This is a genomic window from Paenibacillus tengchongensis (genome assembly GCF_008973665.1).
GTDB lineage: Bacteria > Bacillota > Bacilli > Paenibacillales > Paenibacillaceae > Paenibacillus_AQ > Paenibacillus_AQ tengchongensis.
In genome coordinates this window covers 34,291-46,580 of sequence record NZ_WACP01000013.1, presented here as the reverse complement: position 1 = coordinate 46,580, position 12,290 = coordinate 34,291, and the positions used below count along the sequence as shown (strand labels likewise).

The 12,290-nt window shown below is 55.5% G+C and carries 13 protein-coding genes; 1 reads left to right on the top strand and 12 read right to left on the bottom strand.

Annotated features, from left to right (window positions below):
* Positions 1 to 133 precede the first annotated feature (133 nt).
* The 3 genes from F1381_RS20520 to F1381_RS20510 form a co-directional block, all read right to left on the bottom strand.
* A complete protein-coding gene (locus tag F1381_RS20520) occupies positions 134 to 1,024 on the bottom strand; it encodes a diacylglycerol kinase (protein ID WP_150274813.1) in 891 nt (296 codons plus the stop codon).
* A gap of 560 nt (positions 1,025 to 1,584) precedes the next feature.
* On the bottom strand, positions 1,585 to 2,355 hold the full coding sequence (locus F1381_RS20515; protein WP_151736715.1) for a sirohydrochlorin chelatase: 771 nt from the start codon (positions 2,353 to 2,355) through the stop codon (positions 1,585 to 1,587).
* A 2-nt stretch (positions 2,356 to 2,357) separates the two neighbouring features.
* Complete coding sequence (locus tag F1381_RS20510) at positions 2,358 to 2,648, bottom strand: YerC/YecD family TrpR-related protein (protein ID WP_150274809.1); 291 nt, start codon at positions 2,646 to 2,648, stop codon at positions 2,358 to 2,360.
* A gap of 429 nt (positions 2,649 to 3,077) precedes the next feature.
* Between F1381_RS20510 and F1381_RS20505 the strand changes: the two genes are divergently transcribed.
* Positions 3,078 to 3,635 carry a tyrosine protein kinase gene (locus tag F1381_RS20505; RefSeq protein ID WP_151736714.1) on the top strand — a complete coding sequence of 186 codons (558 nt, stop codon included), beginning with the start codon at positions 3,078 to 3,080 and terminating at the stop codon, positions 3,633 to 3,635.
* A gap of 24 nt (positions 3,636 to 3,659) precedes the next feature.
* Here the strand turns inward: F1381_RS20505 and F1381_RS20500 are convergent, their stop codons facing one another.
* The 9 genes from F1381_RS20500 to F1381_RS20460 all read right to left on the bottom strand — a co-directional run bounded on the left by F1381_RS20500 (position 3,660) and on the right by F1381_RS20460 (position 12,280).
* The gene (locus F1381_RS20500; protein WP_151736713.1) at positions 3,660 to 3,959 is read right to left on the bottom strand and encodes a DUF1648 domain-containing protein; all 300 of its coding nucleotides are present in this window, start codon (positions 3,957 to 3,959) and stop codon (positions 3,660 to 3,662) included.
* Between the two features lie 55 nt (positions 3,960 to 4,014).
* Positions 4,015 to 4,974, bottom strand: coding sequence for a magnesium/cobalt transporter CorA (corA, locus tag F1381_RS20495; protein WP_151736712.1), 960 nt, complete (start codon positions 4,972 to 4,974; stop codon positions 4,015 to 4,017).
* A 303-nt stretch (positions 4,975 to 5,277) separates the two neighbouring features.
* Positions 5,278 to 6,183 (bottom strand): response regulator, encoded by a 906-nt coding sequence (locus F1381_RS20490; RefSeq protein ID WP_151736711.1) that lies wholly within the window; start codon positions 6,181 to 6,183, stop codon positions 5,278 to 5,280.
* 2 nt (positions 6,184 to 6,185) lie between these two features.
* On the bottom strand, positions 6,186 to 7,475 hold the full coding sequence (locus F1381_RS20485) for an ATP-binding protein (protein WP_151736710.1): 1,290 nt from the start codon (positions 7,473 to 7,475) through the stop codon (positions 6,186 to 6,188).
* Between the two features lie 92 nt (positions 7,476 to 7,567).
* Positions 7,568 to 8,218, bottom strand: a complete 651-nt coding sequence (locus F1381_RS20480) for an amino acid ABC transporter permease (protein ID WP_151736709.1) — start codon at positions 8,216 to 8,218, stop codon at positions 7,568 to 7,570.
* A 104-nt stretch (positions 8,219 to 8,322) separates the two neighbouring features.
* Complete coding sequence (locus F1381_RS20475; protein ID WP_151736708.1) at positions 8,323 to 8,973, bottom strand: amino acid ABC transporter permease; 651 nt, start codon at positions 8,971 to 8,973, stop codon at positions 8,323 to 8,325.
* 384 nt (positions 8,974 to 9,357) lie between these two features.
* Entirely contained in the window at positions 9,358 to 10,215 is an 858-nt protein-coding gene (locus F1381_RS20470) for a glutamate ABC transporter substrate-binding protein (protein WP_246188127.1), read from the bottom strand.
* Between the two features lie 30 nt (positions 10,216 to 10,245).
* Positions 10,246 to 10,974: an amino acid ABC transporter ATP-binding protein gene (locus F1381_RS20465; protein WP_151736707.1), complete on the bottom strand. Its 729-nt coding sequence runs from the start codon at positions 10,972 to 10,974 to the stop codon at positions 10,246 to 10,248.
* Positions 10,975 to 11,290: 316 nt separating this feature from the next.
* Positions 11,291 to 12,280 carry an inorganic phosphate transporter gene (locus tag F1381_RS20460; protein ID WP_151736706.1) on the bottom strand — a complete coding sequence of 330 codons (990 nt, stop codon included), beginning with the start codon at positions 12,278 to 12,280 and terminating at the stop codon, positions 11,291 to 11,293.
* Positions 12,281 to 12,290: the final 10 nt, after the last annotated feature.

Here is a 12,290-nt window from a genome sequence, read left to right as displayed (position 1 = left end):
GATTGTGGTACCAGAGCCATTCTATCTGTACTTCCTTGCTTCCAGCTCCCAAGGCACCTGTACTTCCCTGCTTCCAACTCCCAAGGTACCCCTGCACTCCCTTGCTTCCAGCGCCCAGGGTCCTCCCGCCAGCTTAATTCTGGGCAAAGATCCGTAAATGCTGCGGCAAAATATGAAACTGTCCCGGCAGCGTGCCGCCGAGTTCGCCGTCGAGATTGATCTGCACGTAGCCGGGGGAGGTGACCTCCATGGCATCCGTACGGAAATAGACAACGCGCTTATCCTGCAGATGCTCACCGCGCAGCGCCAGCGTAACCAGGCGGATAAACTCGGCCAGGTTGCACTTCTTGACGGCGATGACGTCGAACAGGCCGTCGTCGATACGGGCATCCGGGGCGAGCTTCTCGAAGCCGCCGACCGAATTGGTATTAGCGATCAGGAACATCATGAACTCGTCGTGAATCATTTCCTGGCCGTTGGCCCGTATGTACAGCTCCTGCGGGGAGAGGCTGGCCATTTTCTCGATGCCTTTCAGGTAGTAAGCCAGCTGTCCCATCATGGTCTTCAGTCTGCTGGGAACCTCGTATGTCAGCTCGGTCAGCCTTCCGCCGCCGGCTATATTAATGAAATAACGGTCATTGGCTTTGCCAAGGTCAATCAGGCGCGATTCCTGGCGCAGAATGAGATCGCAGGAATCCTCCCAGTTCTTCGGAATGCCCATCGCCCGGGCAAAATCATTGGTCGTCCCCAGCGGCAGCACGCCCAGGGGAGGCAGATTCGGCCGCTCAGCCATTCCGTTAATCACTTCATTTAAAGTACCGTCGCCGCCGGCCGCAATGATCATGTCATACGTGCCGCGCTCGACCGCTTCAATCGTAGCTGCCGTAGCATCGCCTTCTCCGGTTGTTGCGTGACAGGACGCCTCAATGCCGCCTAAATCCAGCCGCTCCAGGATGTCGGCAAGCCGTTTCTTCATTCCTTCCCGACCGGAAGTGGGATTATAAATCAATCTCGCAGTTTTCATTACCGGAACGCCACCTGTTTAGAGTATAGATAACTTTACTGATTATACCCAATTGGACACCCTACAAGCAATGTTATACCCGTCATGGCCCAAATTTAGCAGCAAACGGCAGACCTCCCGGGTGAGTCGTCTTCAAGATCCCCTATGGGCTTCGCCGAAAACTCCGGCAAAGGCTCATTCAGTTTCCCTCCAGGGTCCTCATCGAATCCCATACAAGAATCCCGTCGGAGACTCTTACCATCTTACCAACCCTTCACAGGTATCCCCGCAGGGTCTCTTCAGACTTACCAACCCTTCACAGGTATCCCCGCAGGGTCTCTTCAGACTTACCAAGCCTTCACAGGTATCCCCGCAAGGTCTCTTCAGATATGCCAATCCTTCACAGGCATCTCCGAGAAGTCTCTTCATCGGTGTTCCCGAAGGGCTTCCGTAAGCGTCTCCAAAAGGTATACCTCTATATCTATGCAAGGCCAACCTAACTCATTCAGGCGAGTGGCTGCTCTTCAGCGGCAGGAAAGCGGAAGCTGTTTCATCATGGTTGTATTTAAAGTGTCTTCTTACTACGAACGCTCACGCAACATGGCAACAGCACGATTCACCTGCTCCTCAATCCAGTGCGGCAGCAGCGGATGCGGCAGCAGCGTCCGGCCCGAATAGGCATATTCCAGACCTTCGAGCCGCTTGGGAACGACGACTTTGGTGAAATAGCCTTCACTTAAGAAAAGCGGGGCCACCAGCACATCATAGCCCTGCTCCCGCCAATGCTCCGTGCGGCTGCGCACGCTGTCCGGGTTCAGCAGCCCGTAGTCTGCGGCAGCAACGCCGCTGATGAGGCGCACCCGCTCGGCGAGCGAGGAAATCCCCCGCTCCCAGCGCTGCCGGAAGCCCTCGTGCCGGCTGCCGTGGCCGACCAGGAGAATCACTTCCCGCTCCGGCGCCTGCGACAGCCCGCGCAGCTTGTCCCAGATCATAACGGCAATGTCGGGATCGTCATCGACCGGATTGCCGAAGTGGATTCGCGCCTGCACCGTGAACGGCGCAAGGTCCGTCTCCAGCTCAGGCGCAGCCTTCACGCCCAGCGCATATTGTATTTCATCGATATGCGTACTGCCCGAAGAAACAAACAAGGGGACCACAATAATATCTGTGACCCCTTGGCTCTCCAGTTCATCAATTCCATCTTGTATCAGGCGGCCTTCCACCAGCTCCAGAAAAGACACCGCCACAGGCAGCTTCTCCGCAAATGTCAACTCCGCTGCGGCCTCATTTACCATCGAGACCCAGGTGCGGTCGCGGGAGCCGTGACTGATTATCAGTACGCCCGGCTGCATGCTTAGCGTCCCAGACGTTCCAGCGTCATCTTGTAGCCGTCGTTGCCGTAATTCAGGCAGCGCTTCACGCGCGAGATGGTCGCCGTACTGGCCCCGGTCTCTGCTTCGATCTGATTGTATGTAGAGCCCTTGCCCAGCATACGCGCAACCTCCAGGCGCTGGGACAGCGACTGAATCTCATTCACCGTGCACAGATCGTCGAAGAAGACGTAGCATTCTTCCATATTTTTCAACGTTAAAATAGCCTCGAACAATTGATCGACACTCTTATCATTCAGCTTCTTCAGCTGCATCGTAGATCATCCCCTAAATGTGTGGTCAGTATATTGATTCACCTGTGAACGTTCATACAAACCGATATAAAAATAATCCATAAATCCGACTATCTGCCTCTACTATATTGTAACGGGGCACTTTTTTCAAGCATTAACGATTTCACGCTGTAAAGAACGAAAATGACGGACAATTGTCCGCCCCACACGCACAAATCTTATGTACTTTAAGCAAATCGTCCGGCTCTGCCAGTGCAAGATTACCGAAATAACTATAGTACACTTAAGCTCCCGAAATCAAGCCCGGACACGCTTTCTTCACTTCCTTGCCCCGCTCCCGGGCCCCCGCCCATTTCCGCGTCTATCCCGGAATACCGGGCTATGGTCTATACCTTATGTTCGCCCATGACATACAGTATAGCAAAATCCATAACAAAGGAATGTGATGACATGCCTGAGCATTACTACAACCATTCCCGCCGGAATTCGCGTGCGCTGGCCGGGCCGTATTCCTCATCGCCTTATCCCGGCATCAGCCTGCCGCCGGCTCAGGCGCCGCTTCCGCTTGAAGGCAATATCGGTCCCGCCGCCGGTGCAGAGATCGTAGAGACGGCGCTGGCGGTTCCTGCCGCAGAAGCCGGAGCCAAGGCCGGCGGCCTGCTCGGGGGCCTTGGCAATCTCGGCAACCTGGCGAATATGGAGCAGATCAAAGGCATCATCGACCGCATGGGCGGCATCGACGGCATTGTGAGCTCCATGGGCAAGGTGCAGAAGATGGTGCAGAGCTTCCAGCAGGTAGCCCCGATGGTGAAGCTGGTCATGGGCAGCTTCGGCAAAGGCAAGGGCAGCTCCGGGTCCGGAGCGCTGGCCGCCGAGGAGGATGCCGCGCTCTACAAGCCGCGGCGCCGCAAGAAGCGCCCGGCTAACAACGCCAAACGCAGCGGCAAGAATGGTGCCAAGCGCCGCAAGCGCGCGCCTTCCCCTTCCGCCGGACGCCGCCGCAGATAGCGGCGGTTGTCCGGCCGGCTTTTGTCACACCAGATTCAAATTATAATTGATCATCCAAATGTCCAGCCCCACACAGAATACATTGACCAGAATGAGCACCAGATTCTTGCTAGGCTTCTGCGACCAGAGGGTCATGACCGTTACAAAGGCTTGCAGGCCGGGAACCAGGAACACAAACAGCAGCTTACCCACATAGTTATCGATTTGCCCGCCGGACATATGTATGCCTATTTGATCGGGGAGCCAGGAATAGGCAATAAGATTAATTACAAGAGTAAGAAAGATTAAGCCCACACTTAGATAAACGTACCTTCGATCCGTCATTGGCAGACCTCCATAATCAATTTAATGGAACATTCAGGCACCGGCTGCCGCTCTTTCATTTAAACCACCCGCGCCTGCGGAACCACCACAGCATCCCCAGCCCCAGCGCCAGCATAAGCAGCAGCACCACCGGATAACCATGCTTCCAGCCGAGCTCCGGCATGTGATTGAAGTTCATCCCGTAGATTCCGGCGATCAGCGTCAGCGGCATGAACACAGTGGTAATGACCGTCAGCGTCTTCATAATTGAATTCATCCGGTTCGAATTCAGCGAGATATAGCTGTCGCGCAGGTCGGCGGTCATTTCCCGGTCAGCTTCAATCATATCAGTCAGCTTCAGCAGATGGTCGTAAATATCGCCGAAGTAGATGCGCTCTTCGTTGTTGCTCTGCACATGCTGTGAATTGACAATCCGGTACATCAGGTCGCGCATCGGCACGATCGTCCGCCGCAGCTTCAGGAGCCGCCCGCGCACGTTGAACACCTGGCTCATCAGATCCTCGACGGATTCGGTGCCGCCTTTACTCTCCAGATCAGCCAGTTCATCCTCCAGGTTGTACAAGCTCGGAAAATAGTAGTCCACCAGCTTATCCATGACGGAATAAGCCGCAGCAACCGGCCCCCCGGACCAGCCCTGACGGCTATGGATCTCCTCTCTGACGTTCGCCCAGGCTTCGTCCAGCTCCGGCTGGTGCTGGTGGTGGTAGGAGACGAGGAAGCTTTTGCTAAGGAAGAGATCGACCTCTTCGGCCTGCAGCGTCTCCTCATTGAGCGCATGCAGCACGAAGAATTGGACATCATCGTAATAATCCAGCTTCGGGCGCTGCAGGACATGCATGCAGTCCTCGATCGCCAGCGGGTGGAAATGAAAATAGGTATCCAGCTGCTGCGTCTCCAGCGCCGTCGGCTCGGCGAAATCGGCCCAGATCCAGGCGTAGTCGGCCATGCGTATGCTCTCCAGCGGCAGCCCGGTCAGCACCTCGCCCTCATGGGTGACGGCAAGCGTTCGTATCATAGGAATCCCCCATATTGTCCGGATAAAAGATGAAGTAACAGCTTCCAGCTTTATTGTACCGCACCCGTCCCTTTCTCCCAAATGAGGAATGCCGCACTGTGCCGCTCTTTCTATAAAAGCAGCAGCGACAACGGGCTTTCCACGCAAAAAAATAACCCCCAGCCCGCTGTATTAGCGGAACCGGTGGTTCGTGGTCCATTCGTGTTACAGGTCAATATGGGTTACCGTCAACTGTCACTGTCTTGCAGTCAGGTTATTTCACCGGACCCTCCACGAGCTTGGCCTCCACAGTGAAGCTCCCCGTTACCTGCGGCCCATGCCCTCCTGCAGCTCCAGATGCAGCACCTGCAGGAACTTCTTGATGTTCACCTTCACTTTGCCGGTATCCTTGCCCTGCCCGATTTCCTTCATCTTCAGCCGTACCTCCTCGAAGTCGAAGTAGAGCGGCGCATAGTACTCGAATTTCGGATTTCCGTAATCGGTCAGGCCGATCGATGCCAGGTTCATCAGCCCTGCTCCCAAAGCGCGGCGCAGCCGCTGCTCAATCGCCTTGACCTCCCTGGCCGCCTCCGCAGGCACCGGCTTATAGACGGCGGCTGCCATCTCATACAGCTCCTTCAGCGGCGGCAGAGCGCCGAGCGGGTCCTTGGCGACGGCCAGCTCCATCATCGTGATGATGTCCCGGCTGCCGCTCTCCGAAATCATGCCCATATTCATCAGAATCGGCTGAATGATCTCTTTGACCGTCCGCTTACCCGTCTCCAATAGCGGAACGCCCAGCTGCAGCCCCTCCAGCTTGCCGAGGCTCATCTTGATCTCCTCCAGGTAGCGGTTAATGGCATAGCGCTCATTGACCTTGTGCAGCACCGCTTCGACTTCGATCTTGTTGATCGGCTTGCGGATGAAGAACTCGATGCCGCTGCGGTAAGCTCGCCCTACCATTTCGCTGTTCTCGATCTGCGAGATCATTACGAATTTGGAGCGGCAGCCCTGGGCCTGCAGCGACAGGATCGTCTCGATACCGTCCTGGTCGGGCATCAGCAGGTCCATCAGCACGATATCCGGGGCTTCACCCAGCACCAGCTTTATGCCGTCCTGCCCGCCTTCCGCCGTGCCCGCCACCTCGCCGAGCCCGCTGTCCTCGATAATATGCTGCAGCATTCTTCTGGCAATCGCATCATCGTCCACGATACAGAACGTAAGCGGCATACCTATTCCTCCTTCCGCAGCGTGGCCGTCGGCACACTGATCTGAAACATCGCCCCTCCGGTATGGATCGCCGTCCCCACGGTAATCCGCCCTCCCAGGGCGTCTACGATGTCGCGCACATGCGAGAGGCCGATCCCCGTCGCCGCCACGCCTTCTTCATTGAATTTCGTTGTAAAACCGGGCTCGAACAGCAGGTCACGGTCCCGTTCTTTGATCCCTCCGCCGCTGTCCGTAACGGTGAATACCGTGTGCTCCTCTTTCTCATAAGCATCGAGGTGAATGCTGCCGGAAGCCTTGATCGCTTCCACCGCGTTGGCGGTCAGATTGTTGAGCAGAGTTAGCAGAGGGATGTAGCTGGCCGTGGGATAGTCCGTGGTAAGATGCAGCTGGAACTGAATCTGTTTGCCGAGCATTTCGGCGTACTCCGCGTTGCTCTTAACCGTGAAGCGCAGAATTCCCGAGAGCGGCATATCCCCCGTCACTTCACGCTCGACCAGCTTGAGCAGACCGGCCAGGATACGCTGCGAGTCCTTCTTGACCTCATGGATTTGCTGGGTAATGTCCAGCACCTGGCGGCTGCGTTCAGGCTGCCCGTCCTCTTCCTTCAGGCTGCGGTACAGCTCGTAGCTCTTTAGCGTCACCTGCTCCAGCGTCCCGATGGATTTCTTCAGATAAAAGACTTCACCGTACAGCCCGGAGCCGAAGCCGAGCATCTGCTCGATCCGCCGGTTCTGTTCGCGCTGTGAGATCCGCAGCTGGCTGACGGAGATGCTGCTGTACACCCCAGTGGTAAAATACGTGCGCAGCACGGCGATCGCCATCAGGTAGGTCCACTCGTTCAGCCGGAAGGTGGCCGAATCGAGCACAATCAGCCGGGTCAGCAGCTCCATTTCGTTGGATATCAGATCAATGACGGCTGCGGCGCCGCCGAGCACCAGCGGATGATACGTATCCAGCCGGCTCTTCAGCAGATTCATCAGCCCGGCAAACACAATGTAATAGATCATGGCCGACACATGGCTGGTGAAGCTTTCGCCCAGCGGAATCCCGCTGCGGAAGACGGCATCCATTCCCGTACGGAACAGCAAGACGACAATTCCGGTGACTACACCTGTCGTGATGTAAGGAAGTCTGCGCATCAGCAGCAGGAACAGCAGAAAGGCGCTGCTCCCCAGCGCGATCCGGAAAATATCGCCGTCGAACGGATTAATCTTGAATTCGCCCGCCACTGCCGTCCCCAGAGCAACGATTAGAACCTGCAGGGTTCTGGATTTCAGTATAGAATGTAACATCGCCCACTGCTCCTGCCCAGAGATGTTGTCAACTATACTACCATAACCTTTTCGGCTTTGATACGGCTTCCGGCACGTTTTTGCCGCCCGGCTCAGACCGTCTTCGTCTCCAGTCTTCTGGATACCAGCGAGAGCAGGAAGTTAACGGCGAAATAGATCACAGCAACGAGAAGCAGTGTCGGAATGGCATAGCTGTAGCCCTGGCCGATGACGATTCCGGCATTGTGCATCAGTTCCGGCAATGAAATCACCACCGCAAGCGACGTATCCTTTAACAGTGAGATGAACTGGCTGACCAGCGGCGGCACCATACGGCGCAGGCCTTGGGGCAATACAATGTGCCACAGCGTCTGAAAGCTGCTCAGGCCGGAGGAGCGGGCGGCCTCGATCTGTCCTTTGTCGACGGAAGCCAGTCCTCCGCGCACGATCTCCGCTATCATCGCGGCCTCGAAGATGGTCAGGGCGACAATGGCCGCAGTCGTAAGTCCCATGCGGATTCCGATCTCCGGCAATGCAAAGCGGATAAAGAAAATAATCAGCAGCAGCGGCAGGTTGCGGATCAGCTCCACCAGCACGAGCAGCACCGGCGACAGCACAGGCATCTTCGCGTAACGGACAACCCCAATCACACAGCCGATGACGAAGCTGAGAACAATTGATACTGACGCTACAATCAGTGTCACGTACAATCCATCCAGCAGAAATTTAAGATGATCGGCCGAATATGCGCCGGCAAAATCCATACTATCCCTCCTAAGTGACTATCGGGCACGCAGCTGCGATCCAGCCACGAGCCGCTATCCGAACATTAAATATCGAGCATCCAGCCATATCAGCTGCACCCGTCTTAATATTTCCGCTGCAACCGTCTTTCCCACACCCGCACACCGTAGCTAAGCGGCAGGGTCAGAACCAGATAGAACAAAGCAACGAAGATATAGGTATCAAAGGTCCGGTACGTTTCCGTGGAGATGCTGTCGGCAAAGTACATCAGATCCAGCCCGGCGACGATGGTCAGCACCGAGGAGTTCTTAATCAGGTTAATGAACTGGTTGCCGAGCGGCGGAATGACCAGCTTGATGGCCTGCGGCAGAATGACATGCAGCATGGTTTGGATGTAGCTGAGTCCAGACGAGCGTGCCGCCTCCGTCTGCCCTTTCGGGATTGCCATAATTCCGGCGCGGATAGCTTCGGCGATAAAGGCTGAGGTGTAGACCGCCAGCCCGATGGTTCCAGCCGTGAAGCCGTCCAGGGTAAAGCCGAGCGCGGACGGGCCGTAATAAAAGACATACACCACCAGCAGCAGCGGAAGATTGCGGACGAACTCCACATATCCCGTCCCGAACCAGCGCAGCCCCCGCACCGGTGTGATCCGGAAGACCGCGATGACCGCTCCGATCAGGAAGCTGCCGAGTAATGCCAGCACGCTTGAGATCACTGTTCCGCGAAACCCTTCCATATATAGGCTGAAATAATCGGTAAGAATAGAAAACTCCATCGTCATCATCACCTACCCTTTGACTTCAAAAATAAGTTGCGGCCTGCACTTGCCCGCCTCTGTACATGCACGAAAGGATGGCCGGCGGACATCCCCCTTCCATCCTTTCGTCGCTCCTATGTCCCACAAAATTCATCCCACAAAGTGAAGCCATTCACTGGATGCCGATTCAGGTACTTTGCGGGGACCCCGTCATACACTTGTAATGAGTTTAAACTAAGCTGAATGGTTTGGACCTCCGGCTGCGGTTGTCCCCAGATCTGTGTATGCTAACCGCTTCGTACGCACCTTTGGTCCAAGCCGAGTCTATTGCGCTTTACAGCGCAACCCTTACTTCATCATGAATCCCTGATCCATTAAGCAATCCTTGCCTCATTGTAATCCTTACTTCGCCGGCGCCTTGCCGATCCACTTGGTGTAGATCGCATCGTAGTCGCCGCTCTCCTTCAGTTCAGCCAGTGTATCATTCACGGCCTGAACAACATCGCTGTTGCCCTTCTGGATCGCGATGCCGTATGGCTCATCGGTAAACGGCTCGCCTACAACTTCAAAATCCGGGTCCTGCGAAGCCATCCCGTAGAGAATTGCGTCGTCGGTGGTGAGCGCGTCGCCCTGGCCGGCCTTCAGCGCGCTGAAGGCGTCCTGATAGTTGTCGAACTCCAGCACGGTGACACCCGGCACCTTCTCTTTAATATTTTTGATCGAGGTCGCGCCCTTGGAGCCCAGAATCTTCGTATCCTTCGTGACATCCTCCAGCCCCTTGATCGGGCTGCCCTTCTTCACCAGCAGCGATTGTCCGGCCTGGAAGTACACATCGGAGAAGTCGACTTCCTTCTTGCGATCTTCGGTGATGGTCATCGTGGCGACAACCATATCGATCTCCCCGTTGTTCAGCATCGGAATCCGGGTCTTCGAGGTCACTTCCTTCAGCTCAATGGCGTTCTCGTCACCGAGGATATGCTTGGCGATCGCCTTGGAGATGTCGATGTCGAAGCCTTCGACATTGCCGGAGGCCGGGTCCTTCAGTCCGAACAGGCGGGTGTCGTACTTCACGCCGACCAGCAGCTTGCCGCGTTCCTTGATCTTCGCAATGGCTTCCGAATCACCGCTTGCTGCGGCATTGTTGCCCCCGGCAGCAGCGTTTTTGCCGCCCGCATTGTTGTTGCCGCAGCCGGAGATCACCAGCATGGCGGCCAGAACCAGTGCGCCTAACCATTTGAAGCTCTTCTTGGACTTGTTCATTTCGCTTCCTCCCCTATTCCTATCTATGGTTTAATGGCTTAACACACGGCTGAGAAACGTACGCGTCCGTTCTTCCTGAGGGCTGGCGAAGAATTGCTCCGGCTCCGCTTCCTCCACGATCTGCCCCTGGTCCATGAAGATCACCCGGTCGGCGACCTCGCGGGCGAAGCCCATTTCATGGGTCACGACCACCATCGTCATCCCTTCGCGGGCCAAGGTGCGCATGACATCGAGCACTTCCCCGACCATCTCGGGATCGAGCGCCGACGTCGGCTCATCGAAGAGCATAATTCTCGGCTTCATCGCCAGCCCCCGGGCTATCGCTACCCGCTGCTGCTGTCCGCCGGAGAGCTGGGACGGGTACGCCTGGGCTTTGTCGGCAATCCCGACCTTCTCCAGGAAATACATCGCCGTCTTCTCCGCTTCCGCTTTGGACAAGCCCAGCACCTTGATCGGGGCAAGGGTGATATTGTCGATGACTCTTTTGTGCGGATACAGATTGAAATGCTGGAACACCATGCCGATTTCCTTGCGCAGCTTATTGATGTCCGTCTTGCGTTCGTTGACGGTGATGCCGTCCACCACCAGCCCGCCGCTCGTTATGGTCTCCAGCCGGTTAATGCAGCGGAGCATCGTGCTTTTGCCGGAGCCGGAAGGACCGACCACGACAACCACTTCCCCCTCCTGCACATGCAGATTGATGTTCTTCAGCACATGGAAATGTCCGTAATGTTTGTCTACCTCATGAAAGTCGATCAACGACAGGCCTCCTTTGCCAATAGCGTTTGCCTTCTGCATCGCCCGGACGATTCTGTCAGCTAACGTAACACTTAAGAGACACCTTACTGTAGTCCCTACGAAATCCTACATGATCCTACGCCGAATTCTAAAATCTCATGTCATTTTCTTTTCAAAACGTGATGTATTTCATTTTCTTTTTGCTGTGATTAATGATTTTTATCAAATTTCTGTTATCTTTTGTGACATTCCTCTCTTGAAAAATAGGCAACAAAAAAAGATGTCCTTAAAGCCATCCCGGCTTTCCTGACATCTTAATCAATGATCTGCTATTCTCTTAGTAGAAAATCTTGAAGATAAGACCCGCAAGCACTGCGCTGATCGGAATCGTAATGAACCAGGTGATGACAATCCGTCCGGCTACTCCCCATTTGACGGCAGAGAAGCGCTTGGCTGACCCTACACCCAGAATGGCCGAGGTAATGGCATGGGTTGTACTTACCGGCAGATGCAGCAGCGTTGCTGAGAAGATAACGGAAGCGGCAGAGATATCCGCAGCGAAGCCGTTGATCGGTTCGATCTTGAAAATCTTGGTGCCCATCGTCTTGATAATCTTCCAGCCGCCGATCGAGGTACCCAGCGCCATGGCTGTCGCCGCAGCGATCTTAACCCACAGCGGAACCTCCATCGTATCGAGGCGTCCCGAAGTGACCAGCGCAAAGGTGATAATCCCCATTGCTTTCTGGGCATCGTTCGTGCCGTGCGTGAAGGATTGCAGCGCCGCCGTGATGACCTGCATCGAGCGGAAGCCCTTGTTCACCGTATGCGGACTGCGTCTGGCGAAGACCCATTTCAGAATGGTCATGACGATATAACCGATAACAAAGGCAATCAGCGGGGAGAAAATCAGCCCTTCGACGATTTCGATGAACCCGCTCCATTTGATGTGCTCGGTGCCTGCCCCGACATATACCGCTCCGGCAAGGGCGCCGATGAGTGCATGCGAGGACGAAGACGGGATACCCAGCCACCAGGTGATGAGATTCCAGATAATAGCGGCGACCAGGGTAACGATGACAATATCGATACCATTGTCGAGCAGTGTCGGATCGGTAATGCTGCCGCCGATCTTCTTGGCTACGCCGGTGAACATCAGCGCCCCGACAAAGTTCATCGTTGCCGCCAGCAGAATGGCTGTGCGCGGCTTCAGCGCCCGGGTGGAGACGGAAGTGGCAATGGCATTGGCCGTGTCATGGAACCCGTTGATGAAGTCGAACGCCAGCGCGAGAAAGACAACAAGCCCTAGTACTAAAAGTGATGTTTCCATATCCGGGCTC